General features: G+C 40.8%; 25 protein-coding genes. 22 read left to right on the forward strand and 3 right to left on the reverse strand.

Translation table 11 applies throughout. The features are described from left to right. The first annotated feature begins 182 nt into the window (after positions 1–182). The 5 genes from EDD57_RS08195 to speD all read left to right on the forward strand — a co-directional run bounded on the left by EDD57_RS08195 (position 183) and on the right by speD (position 4,770). Positions 183–614 carry a hypothetical protein gene (locus EDD57_RS08195; protein ID WP_131848973.1) on the forward strand — a complete coding sequence of 144 codons (432 nt, stop codon included), beginning with the start codon at positions 183–185 and terminating at the stop codon, positions 612–614. A 54-nt stretch (positions 615–668) separates the two neighbouring features. Further along, entirely contained in the window at positions 669–2,810 is a 2,142-nt protein-coding gene (locus EDD57_RS08200; protein WP_131848974.1) for a hypothetical protein, read from the forward strand. 533 nt (positions 2,811–3,343) lie between these two features. After that, the gene (locus tag EDD57_RS08205; RefSeq protein ID WP_131848975.1) at positions 3,344–3,763 is read left to right on the forward strand and encodes a hypothetical protein; all 420 of its coding nucleotides are present in this window, start codon (positions 3,344–3,346) and stop codon (positions 3,761–3,763) included. 17 nt (positions 3,764–3,780) lie between these two features. Then, the gene (locus EDD57_RS08210) at positions 3,781–4,125 is read left to right on the forward strand and encodes a hypothetical protein (RefSeq protein WP_131848976.1); all 345 of its coding nucleotides are present in this window, start codon (positions 3,781–3,783) and stop codon (positions 4,123–4,125) included. A 237-nt stretch (positions 4,126–4,362) separates the two neighbouring features. Continuing rightward, entirely contained in the window at positions 4,363–4,770 is a 408-nt protein-coding gene (gene speD / locus EDD57_RS08215; RefSeq protein ID WP_131848977.1) for an adenosylmethionine decarboxylase, read from the forward strand. 95 nt (positions 4,771–4,865) lie between these two features. Here speD and ptsP read toward each other — a convergent pair whose 3' ends face one another. Both ptsP and EDD57_RS08225 read right to left on the reverse strand, forming a co-directional pair. After that, positions 4,866–6,536, reverse strand: coding sequence for a phosphoenolpyruvate--protein phosphotransferase (gene ptsP, locus EDD57_RS08220; protein ID WP_165873721.1), 1,671 nt, complete (start codon positions 6,534–6,536; stop codon positions 4,866–4,868). Between the two features lie 24 nt (positions 6,537–6,560). Further along, a complete protein-coding gene (locus EDD57_RS08225; protein WP_131848979.1) occupies positions 6,561–6,821 on the reverse strand; it encodes an HPr family phosphocarrier protein in 261 nt (86 codons plus the stop codon). A 187-nt stretch (positions 6,822–7,008) separates the two neighbouring features. On the opposite strand from EDD57_RS08225, the gene EDD57_RS08230 reads away from it, so the two are divergent. Both EDD57_RS08230 and bioC read left to right on the forward strand, forming a co-directional pair. Then, positions 7,009–8,520, forward strand: coding sequence for a carboxypeptidase M32 (locus tag EDD57_RS08230; protein ID WP_131848980.1), 1,512 nt, complete (start codon positions 7,009–7,011; stop codon positions 8,518–8,520). Between the two features lie 273 nt (positions 8,521–8,793). Then, the gene (bioC, locus tag EDD57_RS08235) at positions 8,794–9,606 is read left to right on the forward strand and encodes a malonyl-ACP O-methyltransferase BioC (RefSeq protein ID WP_165873722.1); all 813 of its coding nucleotides are present in this window, start codon (positions 8,794–8,796) and stop codon (positions 9,604–9,606) included. A gap of 69 nt (positions 9,607–9,675) precedes the next feature. Here the strand turns inward: bioC and EDD57_RS08240 are convergent, their stop codons facing one another. Beyond that, positions 9,676–10,572: a PIG-L family deacetylase gene (locus EDD57_RS08240; protein ID WP_131848982.1), complete on the reverse strand. Its 897-nt coding sequence runs from the start codon at positions 10,570–10,572 to the stop codon at positions 9,676–9,678. Between the two features lie 439 nt (positions 10,573–11,011). Here EDD57_RS08240 and EDD57_RS08245 point away from each other — a divergent pair, with 439 nt between their 5' ends. The 15 genes from EDD57_RS08245 to EDD57_RS08315 all read left to right on the forward strand — a co-directional run bounded on the left by EDD57_RS08245 (position 11,012) and on the right by EDD57_RS08315 (position 26,964). Beyond that, positions 11,012–13,399, forward strand: coding sequence for a 3-hydroxyacyl-CoA dehydrogenase/enoyl-CoA hydratase family protein (locus tag EDD57_RS08245; protein WP_131848983.1), 2,388 nt, complete (start codon positions 11,012–11,014; stop codon positions 13,397–13,399). A 20-nt stretch (positions 13,400–13,419) separates the two neighbouring features. Further along, entirely contained in the window at positions 13,420–14,598 is a 1,179-nt protein-coding gene (locus tag EDD57_RS08250) for an acetyl-CoA C-acetyltransferase (RefSeq protein WP_131848984.1), read from the forward strand. Between the two features lie 34 nt (positions 14,599–14,632). Continuing rightward, complete coding sequence (locus EDD57_RS08255) at positions 14,633–16,414, forward strand: acyl-CoA dehydrogenase family protein (protein WP_131848985.1); 1,782 nt, start codon at positions 14,633–14,635, stop codon at positions 16,412–16,414. Between the two features lie 525 nt (positions 16,415–16,939). Next, positions 16,940–17,977 carry a bis-aminopropyl spermidine synthase family protein gene (locus tag EDD57_RS08260; protein ID WP_131848986.1) on the forward strand — a complete coding sequence of 346 codons (1,038 nt, stop codon included), beginning with the start codon at positions 16,940–16,942 and terminating at the stop codon, positions 17,975–17,977. 45 nt (positions 17,978–18,022) lie between these two features. Next, positions 18,023–19,681: a carbamoyltransferase family protein gene (locus EDD57_RS08265; RefSeq protein WP_131848987.1), complete on the forward strand. Its 1,659-nt coding sequence runs from the start codon at positions 18,023–18,025 to the stop codon at positions 19,679–19,681. A gap of 22 nt (positions 19,682–19,703) precedes the next feature. Further along, positions 19,704–20,420 carry a DUF5591 domain-containing protein gene (locus EDD57_RS08270; RefSeq protein WP_131848988.1) on the forward strand — a complete coding sequence of 239 codons (717 nt, stop codon included), beginning with the start codon at positions 19,704–19,706 and terminating at the stop codon, positions 20,418–20,420. Beyond that, a complete protein-coding gene (locus EDD57_RS08275) occupies positions 20,383–21,189 on the forward strand; it encodes a glycosyltransferase family 2 protein (protein WP_131848989.1) in 807 nt (268 codons plus the stop codon). The genes EDD57_RS08270 and EDD57_RS08275 overlap by 38 nt, the downstream gene beginning before the upstream one ends. A 24-nt stretch (positions 21,190–21,213) precedes the next feature. Next, positions 21,214–21,990: a class I SAM-dependent methyltransferase gene (locus tag EDD57_RS08280; protein WP_131849015.1), complete on the forward strand. Its 777-nt coding sequence runs from the start codon at positions 21,214–21,216 to the stop codon at positions 21,988–21,990. Between the two features lie 2 nt (positions 21,991–21,992). Next, positions 21,993–22,637, forward strand: coding sequence for a PIG-L deacetylase family protein (locus tag EDD57_RS08285; RefSeq protein ID WP_131848990.1), 645 nt, complete (start codon positions 21,993–21,995; stop codon positions 22,635–22,637). A gap of 26 nt (positions 22,638–22,663) precedes the next feature. Beyond that, positions 22,664–23,905, forward strand: coding sequence for an MFS transporter (locus EDD57_RS08290; protein WP_131848991.1), 1,242 nt, complete (start codon positions 22,664–22,666; stop codon positions 23,903–23,905). A 13-nt stretch (positions 23,906–23,918) separates the two neighbouring features. Next, on the forward strand, positions 23,919–24,620 hold the full coding sequence (locus tag EDD57_RS08295) for a 7-carboxy-7-deazaguanine synthase QueE (RefSeq protein ID WP_131848992.1): 702 nt from the start codon (positions 23,919–23,921) through the stop codon (positions 24,618–24,620). A gap of 18 nt (positions 24,621–24,638) precedes the next feature. Then, on the forward strand, positions 24,639–25,334 hold the full coding sequence (gene queC / locus EDD57_RS08300; RefSeq protein WP_131848993.1) for a 7-cyano-7-deazaguanine synthase QueC: 696 nt from the start codon (positions 24,639–24,641) through the stop codon (positions 25,332–25,334). Beyond that, the gene (locus EDD57_RS08305) at positions 25,331–25,723 is read left to right on the forward strand and encodes a 6-pyruvoyl trahydropterin synthase family protein (RefSeq protein ID WP_243649495.1); all 393 of its coding nucleotides are present in this window, start codon (positions 25,331–25,333) and stop codon (positions 25,721–25,723) included. Before queC ends, EDD57_RS08305 begins: the two co-directional genes overlap by 4 nt. A 54-nt stretch (positions 25,724–25,777) precedes the next feature. Further along, a complete protein-coding gene (locus EDD57_RS08310; RefSeq protein WP_131848994.1) occupies positions 25,778–26,320 on the forward strand; it encodes a hypothetical protein in 543 nt (180 codons plus the stop codon). A 134-nt stretch (positions 26,321–26,454) separates the two neighbouring features. Then, positions 26,455–26,964 carry a GNAT family N-acetyltransferase gene (locus EDD57_RS08315; RefSeq protein WP_131848995.1) on the forward strand — a complete coding sequence of 170 codons (510 nt, stop codon included), beginning with the start codon at positions 26,455–26,457 and terminating at the stop codon, positions 26,962–26,964. The last annotated feature ends 36 nt before the right edge of the window (positions 26,965–27,000 follow it).

Below are 27,000 nucleotides of genomic sequence, written 5' to 3' on the forward strand. Positions count from 1 at the left end.
TTGGATTCGTCAGACTTAAGTGAACCGCCTAGTGCGGAACCGCATGCTAGGTGGTGTGAGAGGTCGGGGGTTAATCACCCCCTCCTACTCGATTAATTGCTTTTATAAGAAAAATTGTTAAACTATACGTTGGTAGTAAAATAGTTTGCTCTCAATAAAAGAAATAGGAAGGAGGATTCTAGATGTATCAATCAATTTTAAAACAGAAAGCCATTGTAAGTAGTATTTTCTTTTGTGGTTATTATCTAATGTTGAGGATAACATTAGAACCAGAATCATTGTTATCGTCATCTTTCATTGTTTTCTACATTGTTTTTCCGATAGTATTCTTTTACGGAGGATTGGTTTCCTTTCTGTCTGACTATCTCATCATTAAGCGGCAATATCCATATTACTTCAGCTCACTGTGTTTTCATTTGTTAGGCGGTTTATTAGCACCTATTGTCATTTTGTTAGTAGCTAAGCCGGAAGGTATGATGTCTAGTTTATGGAAGACTAATCCATTAGATATATTGTTTAATCAGACCACGATGGCAGGAGTTTTCTTTTCGTCTATTTATTGGGTTATCGATATTTTGATAAGATGGATGTTTTTTAGAAGGAATAAAGATTAGCTCGCTCTAAGCTTCTTACGTGTTATAAAAAATAAAGCCAAAAGGAGACTTAACATGAATAAGTTTAATCGAGTTTTATCAGGTGGTTTGTCTATATGCCTCCTATCGTCGATGGTTATTTCTTCATCAGCTAGTGCTACTAGTAGGAAGGACTTAGATGTTCGTATTACCCAAAGTACTGATTCAGTTGATTTTTCATGGACTACCGTAGGTGATGTTTATAAGGTATATGCCTACCGAGATGGAAAGGAGTCCCTTATTTGGTCTGGGGGAGATTTACATTATAAGCAGACAGGACTTGAAGCTGATCACGCCTATAGTTATAAAATAATAGCGTATAAGAACGATCAGTTGATCGATGAAGAGGTCGTCCATACTTCTACTTTAAAAACGAAGGAACAAGTATCTGAGACTGAGCGATACAATGAGAAGTTATTCAATCAATCTACGAGTAAAGTAAAAACGAATAAGAAGCCATTACAACTGATGGGTACAACTCAAGACGATAAACTCAACGAGGAAAAACTCAATTATCCTATGATAAATGCACAAATCAACTCCACTGTAAAAAACGATAAAATCAAATTGCAATGGGTAAACGTGCCAGACCAAGATGGGATCTATGATGTGTATCGGGATGGAAAGCTTATAGAGAAAGTGAACGGGAACGAATTTGTAGATGCCGACGTTAAGACGAATACGAAATATAAGTACAAGATTATGGGTTCAAAGAGAATCCCGGATAGTGAAATCCAAAAGAAGAAAGAGTTTTTAGCGAAGAATAAGGTGACTTTCTCGCAGAAGGATGAAGAAATCCTATTCTATGAAACCAAAGAAATAGGAACCATCGTGAAGTCTTCAACCAACATAATTTCTGCTCAATCTAGATCGAAGAAAGCGAAACCTACTAAACCGACAGGAAAGAAAGCAAAACTATCTCAAGAGCAGCAAGATGATTTTGAATATCCAAACGGTGTTGGTTACCTGTTCAGATACACTACCTTTATTCCGATGGATAAAGCTCCAAATCCAGCTTGTCTTGGTATCCCAATTGGTACTGTGTGTGATTTTGACTCATTTCATGGCGACAATAGAGGCTTTGATCCATTTGCAGAAAGTTTTCGGACAAGATCAGATACGTTTGTAACCTGGGATGATCGAAAAAAACCCAATGATGTTGCGTTTAAGCCTGATACAGGTATAACAATTGGATATAAAGATGGAAAAAAAGTGGCTCGGGCGAAGGCTCCTAAGAGTGATATAAGGCTTGCGGGCCAAGACAAGGGAGATGATTGGATTTCTCATCAAGTGCAGGTACAGTCCGCTATCCCGCTATTAAAAATTGCAGACCGTAATGTAGCTCCTGACATTGACGCATTCTATTATACAAAGGTTTACAGTGATTGGAAGGGACAGTTTTATGGTGTCCACGATAAAGCGCCTTCTCATGAGTTCTATATGTATGAGCACCCCGGAGACATAGGATTTGATATTATGCTATCCGAACACACAGACTTTAATGCACTATTTCCGTTGGCTAAAAAACATGAGTGGAAATATAATTTAGTACTCCCTCCAGATGGAGCTCCAGTCCCTGGTGGAAGTAGTAGTGGTATTGATGAGTCAGGGAATTTTGTGTTTAGTATGGGAAATGAAAATTATGTAAATTCAAAACACTATACCCCGACTTGGGGTAGTTTATCTCTAGATGTACATTTAACAGAAGGTAGCAAAAATGTAACAGTAAGGCTTGAAAAACTTGATGGAACTGTCATTGAAACCAAAAAGGGGTTGGCAGGTGGCAGTGTGGCTTCCTTTTATGTTGCTGGTTTATCTGAGGATGAAGAATACCGAATTGTGATAAACACAGCAAACGATAGTGGGAGTTACGCGAAGGGCTATATCCATCAAAATGATTGGATGGATGCTGGAATTACGACTAATCATGAAGAAGTTTACACCTACAATGGTGTAGAACTACGGAAAGGAATGTATAAAGGAAAACGGTATGCTTGGGGCTTAGCTAGAAACGGGGAATATGTTCGATTCGAGGTAAGTATAGATGGTGGGAAGACTGTTGCGGATACCAGTTCTCGAACTGGTAAAGGGAGTTACACTTCTGCGACAACAGCACCCTCTAGCGCTTATCGTGTGTTCCGAGTGTGTATAAAGGATGGTTGTGGGAAATGGTGGTAGAGAGTATATGCAAAAGTAAAATTCATTTCCACCCATGTGTGAACTAGATTATCGGTCTGATTTCTCAGACTGTGAAACAAAACCTCCTTTGATAGATTTAGAGGGGGGTTATTTATTAATTGGTTTAAACTGGCTTATAAACTCGAGATGAGAAATATCCAGCCTCAATAGGACAGACTTTGGTTAGGCTACATTCAGTTGCTTTTAGGCAATCTTGGCTATAGGGAGCCAAGATTGCCTCTGTAATTGAGAGAAACGTCCATACCTAAAAAACATCGCAATGATGTTGCATTCCCTAATTGTGCTCATCTCGAGTTATTTTATGTAAAGATATACTAAACACCTTTTATATTCGGAAAAATAAATAAATTATATTATAATCATTACTTAACTTATAATAGAAAATGGATTACTTTTACATGAAAAATCGTTAAACTATGTATTGAAAGGTAATGGTATGTTATTCGATACAAAGAAATGGGAAGTAGCTTAGAGAGTTATTCTACTAAAATAGTTTATAGGGAGAAGATAACATGATAGTTGGAAAAAGTGCAGTACGTAGCCTATGTAATGAAGTTGATAAAGTAGTTCGTGAGATTGATCAGATTACACAATCTCACATTGACCGCACATCAGATAAAATTGATGCAGAATTAAACTCTTGTGCGCGTGAGTTGACCAATGCTCAAAACACATTAGGCCAAATTAAACCGCTCGTAGATCGCCTCGTACAACAAGTAGGTGGGAATGCTCCTGATCATGTACAAGTGCTTGTTGGCTCGATTTGTACCGAAATTATGTCTAAGGTGACAGGTATTAGTACCAACCTATTAGAAGTCCAAAAGAACGTAAAAGATGTTGATAAATATACGGATCAAATTGATGGTTTAACAGATAAAATCGATGAACTGACAGATAAAATTGATAATATAACGGATCGCTACCAGAACTAATAAGAGGAGGATTTCATGTGAGTGATTATTCACCAAAACCCACACCGAACTACATGTCATCAGACTGGGGACAGTTACACACGAAAACAGCGGCTTTAAATATTGATCACATAGCTGATAAAGCAACTTTTGCTATTCAAGTGCTAGAGTCCTCAGTAAAAGCATTTGACTCCATAGAAAAAGAGATTATGGATGCTTCTAATGCTACCACTCCCATCACCCGGGAAGGATTGCGAGCCTTTTCTTTTCGAATCGATGCCCAACAGCAACAATTAATGCAAGGCTTACAACATTTGAAACAGATGATGGCCGATATTGATAAAACGACGGATAGCATTCAACAACAAAAGACAAATTGGTAATGATAACGGCTTGATTGGAGTAACTAACCTATTTGGAGAAAGTCCATAAAAATTATTGGTTGATGTACTAGATATAATGTGATATGTTATATTTCGTGATATTAACTGAGCTAGTAGGATCCAGATTCACTTAAAGGGTTGGGACCTCACTGGACTAACCTCCCCCTGTGGTGAACAAGCTGATCCTAGCGGAATTTGGCTCACACCAACTTTTTGCTAGGAAGGGGGCCGAAAGAGATGGAATTTTCTACTTTCGGAAGGCATGTAGCCATGGACGCATGGGGTGTAAATTTTGATCTTTTGAACGATGCGGAGTTTTTACGCGAAAGGATGGAGCAGGCAGCAGTTGCTTGTGGTGCGACAATCTTATCCGTTCAATCTCAACAATTTGATCCTCAAGGTGCGACGGTACTTGTTATGTTATCGGAGAGTCATCTCTCGATTCATACGTATCCAGAAAAAGGCTTTGCCGCACTTGATTGCTATACTTGTGGTCATACGGTTGATCCCATGGTTGCTATTGAGCACATGCTGGAAGTGTTACAACCAACCCAAGCTATTTCAAAAGTCCTCAGACGTGGGGATGGACCAATCGAGGTTGTACAACCAGAGCACGTTGGTTCAAAGAAATTAGCGGTCGTCTAAACTTGACTAAACGAATACAAACCCCCTCTCTAACATCGTTGGAGAGGGGGTTTATTATATTTTATTCAAATCTATGATTAGTAGTCTTGCTTCTCTTATCTTTGATGAAGTGCTTCGAGTGCTAAACTGGATGCCTGCGAGGATTCAATCTTACGAATCTGTTGTTTTACTTGCGGAATCGCTTTGGCACTCATAGATAGTTCGTCCAAACCGAGACCGACTAAGATTTCAGTCATGCGTGCATCACCTGCTAGCTCGCCACACATTCCGGCTGGGATTCCAGCGCGGTGGCAGGCTTCACACGTCATTTTAACGAGTTTTAATACGGCTGGATGGGTCGGGTCATAGAGATGGGCCACTTGTTCGTTTCCACGATCTGCGGCAAGAGTGTATTGCGTGAGATCATTGGTACCAATACTCATGAAGTCCACTTCTTTGGCCAGTTCATCAGCGTGGATTACTGCTGCTGGGATCTCTACCATAATTCCTACTTTGATTTGATCGGAGTAAGGAATTTTTTTCGTTGCTAATTCTTGTTTGCATTCCTCTAGAACCTGTTTCACCTGCAGAATTTCCGATACACTTCCTATCATAGGAAACATGATCCAGAGTGATCCATGTACGCTGGCACGTAGGAGTGCACGGAGTTGTGTTTTAAATACGTCTGGATTTGCGAGACAGTAACGAACCGCACGGAGACCGAGGAATGGATTCTCTTCTTTTGGAAGTTCCGCATAGGGTAAATGCTTATCTCCACCAATATCTAATGTTCGGATGATGACGGGCTTTGATGGAAATGCTTCTAAGACTTGTTTATAGGAGGAGAACTGTTCTTCCTCTGTAGGCCACTTTGTGTTTTCTAAATAGAGAAACTCTGTGCGGAATAGTCCGATTCCCTCCGCATGGTTGGCTAACGCATCTGGTACATCTTGAGGGCTACCTATATTAGCTAATACCTGGATCCGTTTCCGATCGGAAGTATAGGCATCCCCAGCCGCTTCTTGTAGAGCCGATGCTTGAAGTTGATTTTGCTCTACAATCTTTTGTTTGACCTCGGAGAGTAAGGAATCATTTGGATTGACAATAACTTCCCCGGAGCTTCCATCGAGGATGATCGTATCTCCATCTTTGATTTGCTGCATAAAGCTTCCTAACCCGAGTACTGCAGGAATCCCAAGCGTTCGAGCCATGATAGCCGCATGGGCCGTTTTGCTACCGCGCGCTGTGATCATGCCGATAATAGCTTCTGAGAATTGTGCTGTCTCGGAAGGAGTAAGTTCCTCCGCAATCATGATACTCTCAGGTTTTACCGAGCCAAGATCAAGAGGAGGTTTCCCTATAATGTTTTGCAACAGTCGATTCCCAACATCACGGATATCATCGGCTCTAGCCCGCATATACTCGTCTTCCATATTAGAGAATAAGGAACTAAATTCGCCTGTTACAGACTGACATGCCCAATCGGCGGCTTGCTTTTTTGTATTGATGCGTTGTTCCATTTCGCCTATAAATCCTGGATCGTCTAAAAAGGCTAAGTGAGCATCAAAAATAGCAGCTTCAGATTCCCCCATCCGATCTGCTGTTTGTTTCCGTAGAATTTGTACTTGGTCTTTGGTTGCTTGAATGGCTTGCTTAAAACGTTGTAACTCGGAAGAGAGGTCTGTTATGCTTCTTTCTTGGACACTCACTTCTTCTTTTTTCCAAATGACAGCTGTACCAATGGCTAGACCGGTAGCAGCGCCAATTCCTTTTCCGTTTTGTTCCAAGATCATTCCCTCCAAATTACTTCATTACTCTTGATGGCTCTCGAGGAATTGAGTCATTGCTTCGATTGCAGCAACCTCGTCTTCTCCCTCTGCACGAACTGTGATCGACTCATTTCCTTTTATCGCTAAGGACATAACGCCTAGTAAGCTCTTCGCATCGGCTTCTCGTCCGTCTTTGACTATTTTAATGGAGCTTTTAAAGCTACCTGCTTTTTGAATAAGGAGTGCCGCAGGGCGTGCATGTAGTCCTGTTGGATTCTGAATCACAACTGTCTTCTCTGTCATGAAAAAAATTCCCTTCTATATGTAATCTTTTTTATCATAACCTAAAAAGATTTCCCTATGTAAGAAGGATCTTTCTACCATTACGTTACCCTAATTATTTTTGCTTTTTTGCTTGATAATATGTCAAAATAAAAAGGAGTACAGGCATTATTTATATCTGTAATTTTGAATAGGAGGCATTTTGCGAATGAATGAAAAATTACAAGTCCTAAGAGCTAGATTACAAGAGATATACCATCTACATTCGGCAAAAGCGATCCTAGAGTGGGATCAAGGTACGTTTATGCCGAATTTAGGGGCGGAATCTCGTGGGAATCAATTATCAGTATTGGCGGGATTGCATCATCACAGACAGACCGACCCGGAGTTAGGTCGTCTGTTAGAGGAATTATCTGCTGAGGCGGAGAGCTTATCTTATGACTCTGACGAAGCAGCACTGATTCGTGTGGCAAAACAAGACTATGATACAGAGACGAAGGTTTCCCCAGAGTTTGTCGCTGAGTTTGTCTCTCATACAGCGAAAACCTATAGTGCGTGGGTGAAGGCACGTAAACAAGATGATTTTTCTATTGTGCAACCCTATCTCGAAAAGACATTGGAATTAAGTCGTCGTTACGCGGAGTTCTTCGAGTATGAGCATGTAGCCGATCCGTTGATTGCACGAAATGATTATGGGATGACTGTAGGTACGATTCGTCCTTTGTTTAGCCAATTGCGCGATGCATTGGTCCCTATGGTGGAAGCAATCACGTCTAAAGAGCCTACAGGCGCATTTACGATAAAGAAACATTATCCAGCAGATAAGCAAATTGAATTTGGTAAAAAAGTGATCACTCGCTTAGGATTTGATTGGGAACGTGGTCGTCAGGATTACGCTCCACACCCTTTTATGACCAAGTTTGCGCATAATGATATTCGAATTACGACTCGGGTAAATGAAAACTATCTAGGGGAAGCTCTTTTTAGTAGCATCCATGAAACCGGACATGCATTATACGAGTTTGGGATTAATGAAGCTTATGAAGGAACTCCTCTGCATCATGGAACCTCTTCTGGAGTACATGAGAGTCAATCACGACTTTGGGAGAACATAGTAGGTCGTAGCTATGAATTCTGGACGTTCTTTTATCCACAGCTACAAGCTACTTTCCCTGAACAACTGAAAGATGTTTCGCTAGATGAGTTTTATTGTGAGACGAACAAAGTGTCCCGCTCGCTGATTCGTACGGACGCGGACGAAGTTACTTATAACCTACATGTCATTATTCGCTTTGATTTAGAAACACAGATGCTTGAAGGTAATTTAAAAGTAAAAGACCTTCCAGAGGCATGGCGTGCGCGATATCAATCTGATTTAGGGATTTCATCTCCTACAAATGCAAATGGAGTCTTGCAAGATATCCATTGGTATTTCGATCATATTGGGGGTCTATTCCAAGGCTACACATTAGGGAATATCTTGAGTAGCCAATTCTTTGCCGCGGCTGAGAAGGAGATTCCAAACGTCCGCGAATTGATGAAACAAGGTGATTTCACGCAACTTCACACGTTCTTACAAAACAACATCTATACCCATGGTAGAAAGTATACAACTGATGAATTGGTAAAACGGGTAACGGGACAGGCTCTCTCGATTGATCCATATGTTGAATACCTACAAAATAAATTTAGTATGATCTATCCACAACTTCGCAAGTAAATCTTGTATAAGTGAAGCCATCATCTTCTACGGAGGAGGATGGTTTTTCTATTTCACTTCTCTTAGTCGAATTGTGACAAAAAAGTGAACAAACAATGAACAAAGAAGGAAATATTGTGACGGATAGAATAACTTATATATAAATAAAAATTCAAAAAGAAACAGATTGCTTTTATTGATATAAAACGACAAAATTCGACTAGTTACCCCTTTGGATACAAACTTTTTTTAAGGGAGGGAATGGCAACCGGCTATGTAGGAGGTTGCGTTAAAATGATTATACATAAACATATTTTAGAGAAGAATTTTAATAAAGCAGCTCACACTTATGATGAATATTCTCAGGTTCAACAGAAAATGGCTCATCATTTGATTCAAACTCTTCATCAAAAGAATGAGTATGTAGATCGAATTCTAGAAATCGGGTGTGGAACAGGATATTTTACCCAATTATTAGCGGAAACCTATCCAGATGCACGGATTACCGCAATCGACTTGGCTGAAAATATGATTCAAAAAGCACAAGAACAGATGGAAGAGAGAAATGTAGAATTTGTACTGGCGGATGCAGAAGAGCTAAGTGAATTCTCTTCAGAGTCTTATGATTTGATCGTTTCAAATGCAGCTGTCCATTGGTTACAACGTCCTGGTTGTTTTTTAAGTGGCATTATGAGATTGCTAAAGCCAGGTGGTAGCTATCTTTCTACAGCCCTTGGACCGGATACTTTTCTAGAATTGAGATCTAGCTTTCAATATGTGGAAAAGAAATTAGGGGTTCAGCCTACAGAACATCTTGTTCCGCTAACCTCTATGGAGGATTGGGCAGTCCGGCTAGAGGAGTCAGGATTTCAAGGAACGGAGATAGAGGATCATTGGTTACGACAAGTGTACACGGATTGTCGGGAGCTACTGCAGTCTATAAAGGCAACAGGAGCTAATTACCGATCGAATCGTCAAAGTATATTTGAGGCTAGGAAAATATTGATTAGGATGATGAAACTATATAATCAAGCGTATCGCAACAAGCAAGGGTTGGTGTATGCTACCTATCAATGGATGCAGATCATGACCAAAAAACCAGGATAGATTTTTGAAAAGTCAAATAAATAACAGGAAATGTCAACTGATACATAAGGTATCAGTCGACATTTCCTGTTATTCTTTTACAATGATAGTAGTTGGATCTCTTTTTAGTTCTCTAAATTGCCCTGGTACACTAATTTCACCAATCGAATACCAACCTTTTTTAGGATCCCAGACTCGATAGGCATCTGCGGCCTTCGATAAAACGTGTTTATCCTTGGGTTCTGTTAATTTAATTTCTTGTTCAACAACAGGCATTCCAATTTTTTCTTGTCTGCCAGAACAACGAGGCGACTTCTTACATGTGCGCATGATATTGATCGAAGCAAACGTTTGTGAGTTTTGTATACTGTTACTGTTTTTTAATTCTTGGATGGCTTTCCCAAGGATTGCATGCTCCGGATGTACATCAAATACACTCATACTTTTAAATTCAGCTTGTGGATATTCTTTTACGTAAGCCGCGACGATGGTTTTGGCTCGTTCATAATCTAGGTCTCTATTTCCGCCTTCGACAAATAAGTCATACACTAATCGATGATCGTCATCGAGTCCCATTCGGTTAGTCGCTTCTGTAAACTCATTCACCCGGGCTTGCCCTAACTCTCTAGAGGTTAAATCAGGATCGACTCGTTTATTAATTCGGGCCCTTGCACCTGTAATATCACCGTGAGACATCAGAATGACATATACTTCTTTGTTTTGTTTCAAATCTTGAATGATAGGAACTCCAAAGGTGAGGACTTCATCATCGGCATGTGGTACGAAATAAAATACAGTCGGCTTTTGTGGACTAGGCTTCTTTTTCAATGGTAGTATATGAAAGCTCTCTTCCTTAGCCGATGCCATTGGAGGGATAGACCGTTCGGCAGGAAAAAGAGAACGGATTGTTCCTGGTTTTAGTACTCCCACTGTGATGAGAGCCATAAAAAGTACACCGCAGGTGGCTACTATCACTTTTTTCTTCATCTGAAAGCACCTCTTATCAATTGAATCAAGTTATTTGACATCTGAGATGATTATATCAATCTAATGAAGCAGAAGACGAAGAACATTTTGTTACACTTCGTCATAATACTTTATTATACGAAGAAAGAGAATAGCAATCGTTTGCGAGGCGAGATAAACCCTGTAAAAATCTGATTTTTATCGGATTAAATCTATTTTTTTATATGAAAAAAACGTGCTGAATCGGTACTTTCCCTCTTGACGACGAAAGAAAACAGATAAATAATAGTATTGAAAGCAATTGCAAACGGGGAAAAATTCTGTGTGGTTTTCACATAGGACCCTATATGAAATATGTTTGTTGTTCACCTAACTGAGGAAGGTGTTTTTTTCTACCCTGACAATGAATGATTGTTCATTCACATTCAATTGTCTCTTCATCCCGAGAGGAGGAGTTATTTTGTTACGCATGAAAAAAGTTGCCGTTCTAGGCTCAGGAGTGATGGGTGCATCGATCGCAGGTCATTTGGCGAACGTAGGTATCAAGGCCTATCTCCTAGATATCGTGCCAAGTCAATTATCTGACAAAGAAGAAAAGTTAGGTCTATCTCTAGAGCACAAAGCAGTACGTAACCGCTTTGCGCAAACGGGGAAAGAGCGCTTAACCAAAGAGAAGCCTTCTCCACTATATACCAAAGATGTCCTTGATCTAATCGAAGTAGGTAACTTAGAAGATGACTTTAACGTCTTATCAGAAGTGGATTGGATTATTGAAGTAGTAGTAGAAAACTTGAAAATTAAACAAGATTTATTTGCGAAAATTGAGGGTGTATGGAAACCAGGAACAGTTGTCAGTTCGAACACTTCGGGCATTTCCGTTCATGAAATGGTTGAAGGGCGCTCGGATGAGTTTAAGAAGCATGTATTGGGTACGCATTTCTTCAACCCACCACGCTATATGAAGCTTCTTGAAATTATCCCAACGAAGTATACAGATATGAATCTGGTTCAAGAAATGAAAGCGTTTGCGGAAACGGTGTTAGGTAAAGGTGTTGTAATTGCGAAAGACACACCAAACTTTATTGCCAATCGCATTGGAACCTATGGCTTGCAGATTACGCTTCAAGCGATGGAGCAAATGGGCTTAAATGCAGACGAAGTAGATGCTGTTACAGGTCGTGCTATGGGAAGACCTAAGAGTGCTACTTTCCGGACGCTTGATATAGTAGGTCTTGATACGTTTGTTCATGTAGCAAACAATGTTCATGCAACGGCTACAGATGCTGTGGATAAAGATGCATTTACGGTATCCAATACGCTAGTCAAAATGGTAGAAAACAAATGGCTAGGTTCAAAAACGGGGCAAGGTTTCTATAAGAAAGTAGGAAAAGAAATCCTCGTTCTGGATACAAAGACATTCGAATATAAGCCAAAGAGTAAGTTTAAATCTGCCTCTTTGGAAGCTTCTAAGCGTGCGAAAAGTAAGGCAGAAGGTCTACAGGCGCTTGTGTATGGGAAAGATACCGCTGGAGAATTAGCATGGACGATTACCAAGAAGGTATTGCTCTACTCCGCTAATAAGCTAGGTGAAATTGCCGACGATATCGTAGCCGTTGACCAAGCGATGAAGTGGGGTTTCAACTGGGATTTAGGTCCATTTGAGCTATGGGATGCGATTGGTGTTGAGAAGTCCATTGCGATGATGAAAGCAGAAGGCGACACAATCCCAGCTTGGATCGAAGAGATGCTTGCAACGGGTAATCAAACTTTCTATAAACAGGAAGCGAGTACGGATTATCAATTTAGCATTGGTGGCAAATTCACGGCGATTGAAGAAGATGTCAAGAAAATCAACCTAGCTAAGTTGAAAGCAGAAGGTAAGTTGATCAAAGGGAACAAAGGTGCGAGCTTGATTGATATCGGAGATGATATCGCTGTTTTAGAGTTCCACTCACCGAAACAAGCCATTGGTGCAGATATCATTAACATGATTAATCACTCGGTGAAAGAAGTGGGCGCGAACTATAAAGGGCTTGTCATTGGGAATCAATCGCAAAACTTCTGTGTTGGTGCGAACTTGATGCTGATGTTGATGGAAGCACAAGATCATAACTGGCCAGAGTTAGACATGATGGTTCGTCAATTCCAAAAAGCGATGGGCTCCCTTCGTACCTTGGATCGACCAGTCGTCGCAGCTCCATTTGGCATGACACTTGGCGGTGGGGTAGAGGTTTCCTTGCCAGCTGACCGCATTCAAGCTTCTGCGGAAACCTATATGGGTCTAGTAGAAGTAGGAGTTGGACTCATCCCTGGTGGTGGTGGTAACAAAGAAATGTTGCTCCGCTGGACAGAGGGTGTAAATCCAGGAGATAAAGTTTCCTTGCAACCGCTTGTAAACCATGTGTTTATGACCGTTGCTCAGGCAAAAGTGTCTACGAGCGGCGAAGAAGCACGTCAATACAAGTTTGTGCGAGAAATGGATGGAATTACAGCGAATAATGATTTCCTCATCCATGATGCGAAACAAGTGGCACTCGGGCTATATAACGCAGGCTATAAAGCGCCAAAAGAGCGCAAAATCCCAGTGGTGGGTGAAACAGGATACAACGTGCTCCGTTTGGGAGCAAAAGACCTCATGTGGGGTGGATATATCTCAGAGCATGATTACAAGATTGCGAGCAAATTGGCCTATGTACTTGCGGGTGGTCTTGTTGCCGAAGGAACACTTGTTAGCCAGCAATATCTCTTAGACCTCGAGCGTGAAGCATTCTTAAGCCTAATCGGTGAACCGAAAACTCAACAACGTATGCAATACATGCTTGCTAAAGGGAAACCATTACGCAACTAAGCGTTTAAGGAGGAGAACATATGCGTGAAGCAGTAATTGTAGCCGCTAGCCGTACTGCTGTCGGTAAAGCGAAAAAAGGTTCATTCCGTAATACGCGTCCAGATGATTTGGGAGCTGCTGTGGTTTCCGATGTATTGAAGCGTGTACCACAAGTGGACCCAAAACAAGTAGAAGATTTGATTATGGGCTGTGCTTTTCCAGAAGGTGAACAAGGGATGAACATTGCACGGATTATCGGAATCCGTGCAGGGCTCCCACATGAAGTGCCAGGTATGACCGTAAACCGGTATTGTTCCTCTGGCCTACAAACCATTTCCATGGCGGCAGAGCGTATCATGTCCGGCTTTGCGGATATCATTATCGCAGGCGGCGTCGAGAGCATGAGTATGGTGCCAATGGGTGGCTACAAGCCATCTCCAAACCCGACTCTAATGGACAGTGCCCCTGAAGTGTACATGTCGATGGGACACACAGCGGAAGAAGTGTCCAAACGCTACAATGTAACCCGTGAAGATCAAGATGCATTTGCGGTTGAGTCTCATCGCAAAGCATTTGAAGCGATTCAATCTGGAAAGTTTAAGGATGAAATCGTTCCGGTTACCGTAGTCGAGCACTTTGTGGATGAAAAAGGCAAGTTGCAAAAGAAAGAAGTCGTCTTTGATACGGATGAAGGAGTACGTGCAGGTACCAATGCGGAAGCTCTAGGAAAATTACGTCCTGCTTTCAAGTTAAATGGGACCGTAACTGCCGGAAACTCATCTCAAACCAGTGACGGTGCGGCGGCTGTCATGATTATGTCCCGTGAAAAAGCAGAAGAGCTTGGTGTGAAACCACTTGCTGTATTCCGTGGATTTATGCTGGGCGGAGTGGCTCCAGAAGTGATGGGAATCGGGCCAGTAGAGGCAATTCCAAAGCTTCTTAGCAAGTTAAATCTTAACGTGGAAGATGTAGACTTGTTTGAGCTAAACGAGGCATTCGCTTCTCAAGCGGTAGCGGTTATTCGTGAACTTGGCATTGATCCGTCCAAGGTAAATGTAAACGGAGGCGCAGTCGCTCTAGGGCATCCGCTAGGATGTACAGGTGCGAAACTTACCGTGTCTATGATCAACGAACTCATTCGCCAAGAAAAACGATACGGCGTGATCACGATGTGTATCGGTGGCGGAATGGGCGCCGCAGGATTGATTGAGCGAGTTTAAGTATCTATAACATATAAAAAGGGAGAGTGTAATAATGATCGCAAGCAACCCTTATAAAGTAAAAGGCGGTTCTTACCTAATCGAGGAAGTGAAGCCTGAACAAGTTTTCACTCCTGAGGATTTCACAGAAGAACAGATTATGATTGGCAACATGACAGAGGAATTTGTAAAAGAAAAAGTAATGCCAGAACTTGAAAAAATTGAGAATCACGAATTTGAACATAGCGTTCGTTTGCTAAAAGAAGCAGGGGATCTAGGGCTTCTTGGAGCAGATGTACCTGAAAAGTACGAAGGAAGTGCTTTGGATAAAGTCAGCTCTTCTTTAATCACTGAGAAAATGGCTTTAGGTCGTTCTTTTGCTCTTTCCCACGGTGCACATGTAGGAATCGGTTGCCTACCAATCGTTTTATTTGGTAACGATGATCAAAAGAAAAAATATCTACCAGACCTCGCTACAGGTCGTAAATTTGCTGCATATGCACTCACCGAGCCAAGCTCTGGTTCCGATGCATTAGGCGCGAAAACAACGGCTGTATTGTCCGCAGATGGTACCCATTATGTCTTAAACGGAGAAAAACAATGGATCACGAACTCTGGTTTTGCTGAAGTGTTTGTCGTATACGCAAAAGTAGATGGCGATAAATTCTCTGCTTTCATCGTAGAAAAAGGATTTGAAGGTGTATCGACAGGGCCAGAAGAAAAGAAAATGGGAATCAAAGGATCTTCTACTCGTACGCTCATTTTAGAAGATGCAAAAGTACCCGTTGAAAACCTTCTTTACGAAGTTGGTAAAGGGCATCATATCGCGTTCAATATCTTGAACATTGGTCGTTACAAATTGGCAGTGGGTACAGTTGGTTCTTCGAAGCGTGCGATTGAGCTTTCAGCGAAATATGCAAATCAACGGAAGCAATTTAACATCCCAATCGCAAAATTTGGCTTGATCCAAGAAAAATTAGCAAATATGGCAATCAAAGCATATGCCAATGAATCATTGGTATATCGTATTGGTGGTATGTTTGATGCTGGCTTAGATGGAGTAGAGGAAGCTGAAGGAGCGGTCGTGGCGGATGCAGTACGCGGTTTGGCAATTGAGTGTTCTGCTGCAAAAGTATTTGGCTCCGAAGTGCTTGATTATGCAGTAGATGAAGGCGTGCAAATTCATGGTGGCTATGGCTTTATGAGTGAGTACGAAATCGAAAATCTATACCGTGATTCCCGTATTAACCGAATCTTTGAAGGTACCAACGAAATCAATCGTCTCTTAATCCCAGGTACGCTCATCAAAATGGCGATGAAGGGTGAACTGCCACTGTTACAAGCGGCTATGGCACTACAAGAAGAACTTCTTGAATATATGCCATCTCTTCCTGATGAAGATGCAGCTGTACTGGAAGAAGAAACAAAACTTGTCTCGCATGCGAAGAAAATCTTCCTCATGGTAGCAGGTCTTGCGGTTCAGAAGTATGAACAAGCATTGGAGCGTGAACAAGAAATCTTACGTGACCTAGCTGATATCGCAATTGAAATTTTTGCGATGGAATCTGCTCTTCTTCGTACTCAAAAAGCGATCGCAAAAAATGGAGAAGAAAAAGAACAAGCAAAGATCGACCTTACTGTCGGTTTTGTTTATGAATCATTCCAGAAAGTAGATGCATTTGCACGCCATACTTTGGCTGCGATGGAAGAAGGCGACGTACTCCGTACAACTCTTTCTATGTTGAAAAAGTTTACCCGTGTTCAACCACTAAACGAAGTGGCACTCAAACGCCGTATCGCAAAACGTGTGCTTGACGCCGAAAAATATACTGTTTAATTTCATACACATGATGAAAAAGCCCTCTGCCAAATGCAGAGGGCTTTTTCATTTCTCGTTATAGGAGCAATCTTTTCTCTATTTGCATGAATGTGATTGTTCAATTAATTTATCTGGGTTTTCCGGGGTTTTTGCCGCCTATTTTGAATAGTTAGTTGAAATAGTTATAGACAAAGGTAGTCGGAAAGTGATATAACTATATATTTGCAAATAAAATACTTATATTTAATTTATGTATATTTCATATTGTATAAAGGATAATAAACAAAATAAAATATTTGACTTAGAAAATTTTTTATGTTAAATTCAAATTACAAAATACAGAAAGGAGATGAAAACATGCAAGCAAACAACCTAGTAGAATTGGAAAACCTATGTTGGGAAGATTTAGAGTTGGCAGATCAAGACGTTGTTAACTTTATCGACATCCAAGGTGGAAAGCATTCCTAATACCAAAAAATGTTCTGCGGCTTAATGTCGCAGAACATTTTTAAATCACTTTAATATGTGGAGGTGTCATTCTAATTGAATATAACCCAATTGTATGAAGAATTTATTCTATTAGATGAATTAGAAGAACAAAAAAAACTCCCGTTTAAAAGGAATTCTCCTACCCATAACATTTGGTTGACTTGGAATCGAATTCATCTTTCCAAATTCTCTAGCTGGATTTGGCAAATGAAGAACTGCGGTACTATCCAAGATATCATCCGTGTGATAGGAACTTTACATATGACACTCCGCTTTTTACATGTTTTAAAACGGAATGACTTGATTGAAATGAATGATAACGGAAGTTGGAATTGGCTTCAACCGCTCGGACATACTGAACAGGAAACGCTCGACCCTGCTTTGATGCAAAGTGAAATTCAAGCGTTTATCAATAAAAGAGAGTTTGGTCAGTTTCGATGTACGTGGGAAAGCTCCTTAAATCGAGCACAAATTCTACATGATTCACTATCTCCATGGCAATCGGAACTCTTTTTTTGTGGGGATGATGATTTTACGAGTCTGGCTACAGCAGAACATGGGAGAAGGATCACAGTTGGTGATGTAGATGAGCAAGTACTACAAACGATACAAAAAATAGCCGAAAAATTTCATTTTCCAATTGAATCTACTTCTTTTGATGTTAGAAAGGAAACCCCCGCTGAACTACGAAATCGCTTTCATGCATTTCATTGTGATCCGTTAGATAATGGGTCAGGACTTGATGCTTGGCTTACCCGTGCATTTGAATTACTTACCGGACAGATTGGAGATCAAATCTTTCTTAATGTGAGTATGGATAGATTAGGGCCTCGAATAAGTGATCTTCAGCAATTCTTGCTTTCAAATGGTTTTGCTTTAACTTATATCCATCATGGGCTTAGCAAATATCCAGTGATTGACGAACCGTACCTTCAAGTGGATCCATTAACGGACCGTTTAGGAGAACTAAATGTAGATAAGGCTGAATTGGACAAACTTGTCATCTATACCGATCTCCTTATTTTTAAACGGGTACAGGATCGCCAAAGGCTCTGGCCACAAGATTATATTGATTTCCGTAGACAGTTATAGTGTAACTAGGTCAGAATAGATGCTTCATCTAAGGAGTGCAGCGATGTGTATATTTTAGGTGTGAACGGATGGATTCGTGGCATACATGATGCGAGTGCTGCTTTGTTTTACAATGGAAAGCTCATTGCGGCAGCAGAGGAGGAACGTTTTAGTAGAAGAAAGCATGCGTTTAACTCATTACCGTACGCGGCGATGAACTATTGTTTACAGGAAGCAGGGATTACAGCAGATGATATTGACCATATCGCAGTAGGCTGGGATTTAGCAGAATTAGATCAATATTACGGTAAAGAGGGCATGAAGCAGAAGGAAATGCTAGATATCGTATTTCCTCAGCAGATGTTTCCTAGAGTGAAAGATCCTGATTTCCATTTGATCCCGCACCATGTGTCCCATGCATCAGCCGCGTTTTATGAATCGGGTTTTGATCAGGCTACGATCGTGGTGGTAGATGGATCAGGTGAAAATGAATCGATTTCGATTGCACGTGGCGATCGAAGCAGTAAGTCTGTAGAAATACTGAAAACGTATCCATTACGTAGTTCGTTGGGTATATTTTATGAAGCAGTGACACTCTTTTGTGGATTGGGTAAATTTGGGGAAGGGAAAACGATGGGACTTGCTTCTTATGCGGAGCCTGTACACAAATTTCCTACTATCTTGGAAGGACCACCGCAACTAACTGATGATCAAAATCGAGATGATGTGGTACTAAAGTCATGGCTCACCTACTTACAAAGCCATTTTCAATCGCAAACGAAAGTTCCTGGATATGACTTTGATCCACTTTATGGAACATTACAGAAGCATGATCATTCCTTATCGTACGCTTCAATCGCAGCTTCAGCACAACAATCTTTGGAAGACGGCTTGGTTCAAATTGTGAAAGAAGCGATCCAGTTAACGGGTATGAATCAGGTTTGTTTAACAGGTGGCGTAGCGTTAAACTGCGTGGCGAATCGTAAAGTTGCCAACTTGCCTGAAGTAAATGGACTGTATATTCAACCAGCTTCTTCTGATTCAGGAGTTTCCATCGGTGCGGCGGCATGGCTTTCAGCGCAATGTGGACTTGATGTGACTGTACCGCTTGACCATGTATATTCGGGTCCTTCTTTCTCAGAAGAACAGATTATGGATGTACTGAATCAATTTAGCCTTTCCTATCAGAAACCGAACCACTTAGAAGAGGAAGTAGCTAAGCTACTGATGGATGATAAGGTAGTTGCTCGCTTTGATGGCAGAATGGAAATGGGCCCAAGAGCTCTTGGAAACCGTAGTATTCTATCAAATCCCCGTAGTAAAGAGATGCTAAAAAGGGTGAATCATATCAAACTGCGTGAGCAATGGCGTCCACTCGCTCCGAGTATGACTGTGGAATTAAAGGGCCAAGTGTTAGTGGAGCAGGAAGCCTCCCCTCATATGCTTCTCAGTTCAGAGGTGAGATCTGAACAAAGAGATCATGTGCCAGCAATCGTACATGTAGATTACTCTACACGTGCCCAAGTAGTAGACAAACGTATGAATGAAGGATACTGGAATTTATTGACCACATTTGCGGATATGAGCGGAGTCCCTACTGTGATGAATACGTCGTTTAACATAGGCTCAGAACCTATTGTTTGTACGCCCGTTCATGCTTTGAAATCATTTTATGCTTCGGGTATTGATGCTTTGATTTTAGGACCTATTTTAGTTCGAAAATAAGATATATATGGAGGAGTCAGAAATGAGTGAACAAACGTACCCTGGCTATTCTGAGTATATTTTGAAAGAAATCGTTCCCTCCGACAAGGTTGTTTATAAACGAGGAGCCAACCGAGAATATATTCACCACGAAGAATTTGCGGCTTGGCACCAGTATTTTTGTAGCGAAAGTTATCAACCACCTGTTGGAAAGAAGATTGCACTTCTCCATACTTGCACGTGGGGCAAACCTTATGATCAATCTTATATTGGTCATAAAATCAAAGGAATTACGGATCAATTTCCACTCGTTCATCGGATTGTATTATCTAATGCTGGGATTATTCCCTATGAGTACCAATTGAATCCTACTTTTTGTGCTTATGACTGGAAGTTTGATTATACCCAAGATGAGCAAGAACAGCAAGAGATTATAGCAGAGTACAGGAAGGTATTAACGCAACGTCTTCAAAATTACCTGACCGCTCATAAAGATACGTATCAAGCAGTTATATTACTAGGAATTCCTAGTCTCAATATGATGAGCCCTCAATATAAAGAAATTTGTAATCAGCTGGGCATGCCATTTATGGTTGCTCCACGCGCAGCTACTTACCGTAATTTAAAAGAGGAAATCCTACAATTGCAGGATATAGGTGAATTTTTCACAAACCCTGCTGTGTTGGAAGACTTAAAAATGCTATTAAGTCAGGTGAGTTCACATGTTACCGATATCAATCATCATACCAGCATATCGTGATCCCAGATTGAAGCAATGCCTAAGTAGTATAGACGAACAGGTAGAAGTAGTCGTAGTTCTAAATGGAGCAACTCGAGAAGTGGAAGAAATCGCAGAGAAGCATCCGAATGTGGTTATTGGTAGACTGTCTGAACCAGGTCTGCCACAAGCATATAATCACGGCATCGAGCTTGCTAGTCATCCGAATGTGTTGATTATGGATTCGGACTGTGTGTTTTTACCGGGGACCATTCGAAAGTTATACGAAAAACTAGAAGAGGCGCCTTTAGCAAAGGGACGTGTGTTATTTAACTTTAAGTCTTCTATTCATAAAATCGTGGCTCGGGTAAGACATATCCATACAGCTGGAAAAAAAGCATATTCCCCCCCGTTAGCTTTTCGAAAATCAATTTTATCTGATATTGACGGATATTTTTTCCATTCTTATTTATCTTGGACAGAGGACTTTGATTTCGATGCGCGGGTCAAAAAGGCGAAGCTACCGATTGCGTATGATGATTCAGCCCGCATTGTACATCCGGAACTAGCGGTTCAAGAAGACCTAAGAAGTTCATTTCACTATGGGCAAGGTCATGCCGAAGGGGTACATCTGAACATTCAGTGGTACAAGCCTGTACTACCCTATAGTTGGAAACAAAAAAAGCAGATGTTTCAACTGATCAAAAAGAAGTATGGAACATGGACGGCTATTTATATGATGTTTTGGCAACGGTCGTTTTATAAAGGCTATCAAAATAAGATAAAACAGTTTCAGAATCAATCTAATTAGATAAGGTAGGGGATTACGTTGACAATCAAACAACAATATGATGATATTTCCCAATTATATGATCAGTTCATTCCAGAACCAGCAGGTATGATTGAATTTTACCTAGATATTCCTAAGGAGAAGAGTAAAATCTTGGACCTAGGTTGTGGATCTGGTAGATTAGCGTTTGCGTTAGCTGAACAAGGACATGAAGTTCACGCGTTTGATATTTCTCCAGGGATGATTGGGCGTGCTCAGAAAAAGTTGGACGAGCGAACTGACCTCACAGGAAAATTGACTTTTGGAGTTAGTGATATACGAGAACTACAAATTCAGGATGAGTTTGATTTCATCTTTATTACAGGTGGCGTTTTTGAGTATTTGCTCACAATCAAAGAACAGAGAAAAGTATTGGATAAAGTGAAATCGTTATTGAAACCAAATGGAAAGTTCGTAATGGATATCATTTCTCCTCCTCAAATCTGCCCTTACAGTAGCAGACAAGGTGATGGCGGTGGAAAAACGCCTAATGCAACGGAAGAATTGGTTCATTCTTGGAATGAAGTTAAGTTTGATCATTATCGCCAAGTTGTCTTTACTTCCTCTTTCTTTGAAGCTTATGATCAAGCAGGAAAGTTGCAAGATAAATATAATTTCCGCTTCCTATCCCGCTACATCATGCCATCGGAAATGTACCATCTTTTAGAAAACTGTGGTTACCGTGTAAATGATTTCTATGGCAACTACAACCGTGCTATCTTCCGAAATGGCAGTGAATTTATGATCGTCGTCGCATCCCACTCGGACAGCAAGGAGACGTAAAAATGAGCAAAAAAGCGCGTCACTTGGTAATTGCTCCACATCATGATGATGAAATATTAGGATGTGGAGGAACGATGGCAAAAGCAGTTCAAAACGGAGAGCATGTACAAGTCGTCATATTAACAAAAGGTGACTTTAGTGGCATACCCGGTTCTCCTGATGAATCGAGTGCGCTCCGAAAGCAAGAATGTATAGAAGCGTGTAAGGTTTTAGGAGTACACGACGTGATTTTTTTAGATGAACCAGATCGTTCTCTCGTCTACAGCAGAAGATTAGTAGAGCAATTAGTTTACTTGATTCAACAGTTTCAACCCACCGTTGTCTACTATCCTCACCGAGAGGAATCGGATCGGGAGCACCAAGTGGTAAATGAGTTGATGAAGGAGTCTCTCTTACTTTGCCAATCAGGCTTCTTAGGTGAGAAGGTGGATACGATACGATGCTGTTTGAAGTATGAAGTATGGACACCGATGAAGAGTTTTCAAGTGGTAAATAACGTTACAGACTTTATGGATTTAAAGTTAAAGTCATTAGAATGTTATTCTTCTCAGCTCAAGTTATTGAAATTAAAAGAAGGCATATATGGATTGAATTCGTACCGAGGAATGCAAACGAACCTTCTGTTTGCAGAAGTATTTGGGCTTTAGACTGATAGATCGAAAGGGGAGTACAGATGGAGAAGCGTTGGAATCGCGTCTATCTATTCCTGTTAATGAACTCTGTGTTTATGAGTTTATTATTTTATACCTCTATTTCTACGTTTTTCATGCAATCAAAGGGACTTAATTTAACACAGATTTTTGCATTAGAGTCAGTACTAGCGATTGTGTTATTTCTTTGCGATATCCCGGCTAGCATCTGGGCAGATCAGATTAATCGAAAGATAGTATTGATTATCGGAAATGGACTAGCTGTAGCGGGTGCATTTACCATGGCTTTAGCGTCAGATTACTGGCATTTCATCTTATCCTTTACCTTTGATGGGATTAGTATCGCAATGCTGTCAGGAGTCCAGTCTGCTTATGTCTATGATGAACTAGTGAAGAGTGGCCGTGATCAGGATGCAACTAGAATATATAGCCGATTCCATATCGCAACTACATTAGCGGCCCTAGTGGCCCCCATTATGGGTAGCTATATCGCCTCTACCAAAATGGATTATGCACTTCCGATTTGGATCAGTGCTTTTGCACTAACCATTGGCTGGGTGTTTACTTTCTTTCTACCGAGTCAATTTCCAGCTAAACCGGACGAGGTGCAAGAGGGTGAATCGATGACGGCTACAGGCTGGAAAATCTTGAAGAAGAGCGCGATTCACATATGGAAAACGCCATCCCTCATCTTCTTCGCATTAAGTGGTCCAGCGGTATGGGTGATTTCCAATAGCATCCACTATTTAAATCAAATTTTGTTTAAACGTTTAGATGTGGCTGTTACGTATTTCGGTTTGATTATGGCGATTGCAACCTTGATTTCGTTGTTAGGATCTTGGGGTGCTGAGTACTCACAAAAGAAACTAGGGAGTATTCGATCTATTTTATTATGTTCTGTATTGTTAGCCGGTAGTTTCTTCGCAATGGTTTGGATTCATAATGTCGTGTTATTAACGATTGCGATTGGTATTTTATTAGGAAGTGTGGCCCTGCGTGCACCTATTATGTCGAGTGCGTCTAATGCGTTAGTTCCTTCAGAAATACGAGCCACTACGTTATCCCTATTAACCCTAATCGGCACGTTATTTACCGTTTTACTCAACCCAGCGATTGGCTATGTATCAGACCTCAATCTTAATTATGCTCTGATTCTTTGTGGAGTGACGATTCTCGTTCTCACATTTGCCTACTATCCGAAACTACGAAAAATCGGATTAGGTGAGGAACGAGAAAGCGAAGAAAGTAAGGTCGAAAGTGCGTAAGGAGGAAAGAGAAATGGATCGGGATGAAATTCGTCTCCCTATGGTTGAAATCTTCTCAACCGTAGAAGGAGAAGGGGCTGCTGCTGGCTTTCCTACGACGTTTATTCGTTTATTTCATTGTAATCTGCGCTGTGTTTGGTGTGATACTCCGTATAGCTATGCTCCTGCCAAGCCTGTATTTGAGGCCACGATAGCAGAAATTGTTCAAGAAGTAAGGAAATATCCGAATGAATATATCTGCTTGACCGGTGGGGAGCCCCTTATTCATGGTGAAAAATCACGCCAACTTATTTCTGCGCTAGCTGAGATTGACTATATCAAAGATATTCATATTGAAACCAATGGAGCAATTGACTTACAACCTTTTCAAGATCTAAGAGAAACGAATCCATTCGTGAAGGCGAAAACACGCTTTGTTCTAGATTTTAAACTTCCTACTAGTGGTGAGCTTGATAAAATGATTCATTCCAATTTCGCCCTACTAGAAAAGCAGGATGAAATCAAGTTTGTGATTGGAAATGATGTGGATTTTGAGGTTGCTAAGGAAATGGTAGAGAAAAAAGTAGACCAAGGTACTCCCTTGTTTAGTCCTGTATTTGAAACCATGCAACCCGCTCAATTGGTAGAGAAGATGCTAGAACATAAGTTATCTTCGGTTAAGTTGAGTTTGCAAACACATAAATTTATTTGGCACCCGGAAAAAAGAGGGGTCTAGTCTAGGAGGAGAATACTTATGAAGAAAGCCGTTGTCGTTCTTAGTGGAGGATTGGATAGTGCTACATGCGTAGGAATTGCTAAAAAAGAAGGGTGGGACATATACCCGATCACCTTTCTATATGGTCAAAGACATCAACATGAAGTAGAAAAAGCTCGCCTAATCGCACAACACTACGGGATATCTGATCATAAAATCGTAGATGTCCAATTTCTAGGAGACATTGGAGGAAGTTCATTAACGAATCATTCCATTGACGTCCCTACTAGTGGTCTAACAGATGATATCCCCAATACGTATGTGCCTGGTAGAAACTTAATTTTTCTCTCGTTAGCTACTGCATATGCAGAGGTGATTGGAGCAGAAGCGATCTTTACAGGAGTAAATGCCCTGGACTACAGTGGATATCCAGATTGTCGCCCTGAATTTATCCAATCCATGAATGAAACGATTTTGTTAGCAACCAAAACGGGTGTAACAGATAACAAATTATCGATTCAAACGCCGATTATTCACAAGACGAAAGCGGAGATTGTGGAGATGGGGATGAAGCTGGGAGTCCCTTATCATTTAACCACTTCTTGCTATCAGGGAATGGAAAAAGCTTGTGGTGAATGTGATAGTTGTTTACTGCGAATCGAAGGGTTTAAGAAAAATCAAGCCTCTGATCCGATTGAATATCAAATTCCGATTGATTGGAGAGGATCCCTTTGAGCCAGGGAATGTATACTCTAGTGAAGCATTTCTGGATATCCTGTGCCCATAGCGTTCCAGGTGCTGGGAAATGTGAGCGGATCCACGGTCATAACTATAAAGTGACTTTTTGTGTTCAAGGAAATAGTTTAGACTCTTCCCATATGCTGATTGACTTTAGAGAAGTGAAACATGCAATCGAAAAGCAATTTGATCATCATTACTTAAATGATTTCCCTGAGTTCTCGCCAGAGCTAGGTGGTGCCGCTCCTTCAACGGAAAAAGTAGCAGAAGTTTTCTTTGAGCGTATCAAGCAGTTGTGTGAGAAGAAGGAAAATTGTCCGATCATGAAGTGGGTAGAAGTAGAAGAGACGAATGAGGCTTTTGCGAGATACGAAGAAATGAACTAAGTCACATATGATATACTCAACAGGATTATATAGTCATTAGGAGAGGAATTTCTGTTGAACTTTATTGCTTGGATGATTGTCGCATGTGAAGTGATGTTTTGGGTTGTTATTGGGTTAGGATTGGTTACGCGTTACGTACTTAAGATGAAGCGCCTTGGTCTATTTTTATTATCCTTAACGATTGTTATTGATCTAGCTTTGCTAGTCATTACGGGGATTGATTTATACAATGGAGCCACTGCGACCGTAGCGCATGGGATTGCCGCTGTTTATATTGGGATCTCTATCGCATTTGGAAAAAGTATGGTTCAGTGGACGGATGAGCGTTTTCAGTATTATGTGTTGAAACAAGGAGATAAGCCAGTAGAACGATTTGGTATGGAGTATGCAAGGCATTATCTAAAAGGCTGGTTTAGACATGTTATCGCATATGGGATTGGTGCTGGATTATTGGTAGGCATGATTTATTGGATAAATGAACCATCCCAGACTAAGGCATTTAATGGTATTTTGAGAGGTTGGTCTGTAGTTCTAGGTATTGATTTGAGCATTACGATTAGCAACTTTATTTGGCCTAGAAAGCCAAAGGGTTCGTAGGATTCCAGTCTAGGTAAAATGAGAGATGCCTTCTTAAATAGAAGCCATCTCTCATTTTACGTTGATCCATCTTCTGATATTGTAATGATATAATTTATGATATAAAAAATATCATAAAGGAAGGTGTAACTACATTGAAAACTCTCGAAACAGAACGCCTTATCCTTCGCTTTCAAACCCTTGATGATGCTACTTTTATATTAGAACTTGTGAATGATCCCTCTTGGTTGAAGTTTATAGGGGACCGAGGCATTCGGACTATCGAGGACGCCAAGAATCATATATTAAATGGACCAATCCGAATGTATGAGGAGCTTGGTTTGGGATTTCTTTTAGTAGAGCGTAAAGAAGATCATGCTTCAATAGGGATTTGTGGACTCGTGAAAAGAGCATCCTTAGACGATATCGACGTTGGGTTTGCCTTCCTTCCTCAATATCGTGGCCAAGGATATGCCTATGAAGCTACCACAGCCGTCATGTCATATGGAAGAGGTACATTAGGATTAGATCGTATCGTGGCTATCACTGCACAGGATAACGTCCACTCAATCAAGCTCCTCGAGAAGCTAGGGATGAAGTTTGAACAATTTATCCAGCTATCCAGTGACTCTGAAGAAATCAATCTATTTGCTTGGAACCGATAACACAGATAAACAACAATGTGTAATGGTTCATTGATA

It is taken from the genome of Baia soyae (assembly GCF_004341445.1).
Classification (GTDB): Bacteria; Bacillota; Bacilli; order Thermoactinomycetales; family Thermoactinomycetaceae; genus Baia; species Baia soyae.

What these genes read in the sequence shown, in the direction of transcription:
- EDD57_RS08195 (WP_131848973.1), top strand. Translation starts at nt 183, where the DNA reads ATGTATCAATCAATTTTAAAACAGAAAGCCATTGTAAGTAGTATTTTC.
- EDD57_RS08200 (WP_131848974.1), top strand. Translation starts at nt 669, where the DNA reads ATGAATAAGTTTAATCGAGTTTTATCAGGTGGTTTGTCTATATGCCTC.
- EDD57_RS08205 (WP_131848975.1), top strand. Translation starts at nt 3,344, where the DNA reads ATGATAGTTGGAAAAAGTGCAGTACGTAGCCTATGTAATGAAGTTGAT.
- speD (WP_131848977.1), top strand. Translation starts at nt 4,363, where the DNA reads ATGGAATTTTCTACTTTCGGAAGGCATGTAGCCATGGACGCATGGGGT.
- EDD57_RS08225 (WP_131848979.1), bottom strand. Translation starts at nt 6,821, where the DNA reads ATGACAGAGAAGACAGTTGTGATTCAGAATCCAACAGGACTACATGCA.
- EDD57_RS08230 (WP_131848980.1), top strand. Translation starts at nt 7,009, where the DNA reads ATGAATGAAAAATTACAAGTCCTAAGAGCTAGATTACAAGAGATATAC.
- bioC (WP_165873722.1), top strand. Translation starts at nt 8,794, where the DNA reads ATGATTATACATAAACATATTTTAGAGAAGAATTTTAATAAAGCAGCT.
- EDD57_RS08240 (WP_131848982.1), bottom strand. Translation starts at nt 10,572, where the DNA reads ATGAAGAAAAAAGTGATAGTAGCCACCTGCGGTGTACTTTTTATGGCT.
- EDD57_RS08250 (WP_131848984.1), top strand. Translation starts at nt 13,420, where the DNA reads ATGCGTGAAGCAGTAATTGTAGCCGCTAGCCGTACTGCTGTCGGTAAA.
- EDD57_RS08255 (WP_131848985.1), top strand. Translation starts at nt 14,633, where the DNA reads ATGATCGCAAGCAACCCTTATAAAGTAAAAGGCGGTTCTTACCTAATC.
- EDD57_RS08270 (WP_131848988.1), top strand. Translation starts at nt 19,704, where the DNA reads ATGAGTGAACAAACGTACCCTGGCTATTCTGAGTATATTTTGAAAGAA.
- EDD57_RS08275 (WP_131848989.1), top strand. Translation starts at nt 20,383, where the DNA reads ATGTTACCGATATCAATCATCATACCAGCATATCGTGATCCCAGATTG.
- EDD57_RS08285 (WP_131848990.1), top strand. Translation starts at nt 21,993, where the DNA reads ATGAGCAAAAAAGCGCGTCACTTGGTAATTGCTCCACATCATGATGAT.
- EDD57_RS08290 (WP_131848991.1), top strand. Translation starts at nt 22,664, where the DNA reads ATGGAGAAGCGTTGGAATCGCGTCTATCTATTCCTGTTAATGAACTCT.
- EDD57_RS08295 (WP_131848992.1), top strand. Translation starts at nt 23,919, where the DNA reads ATGGATCGGGATGAAATTCGTCTCCCTATGGTTGAAATCTTCTCAACC.
- queC (WP_131848993.1), top strand. Translation starts at nt 24,639, where the DNA reads ATGAAGAAAGCCGTTGTCGTTCTTAGTGGAGGATTGGATAGTGCTACA.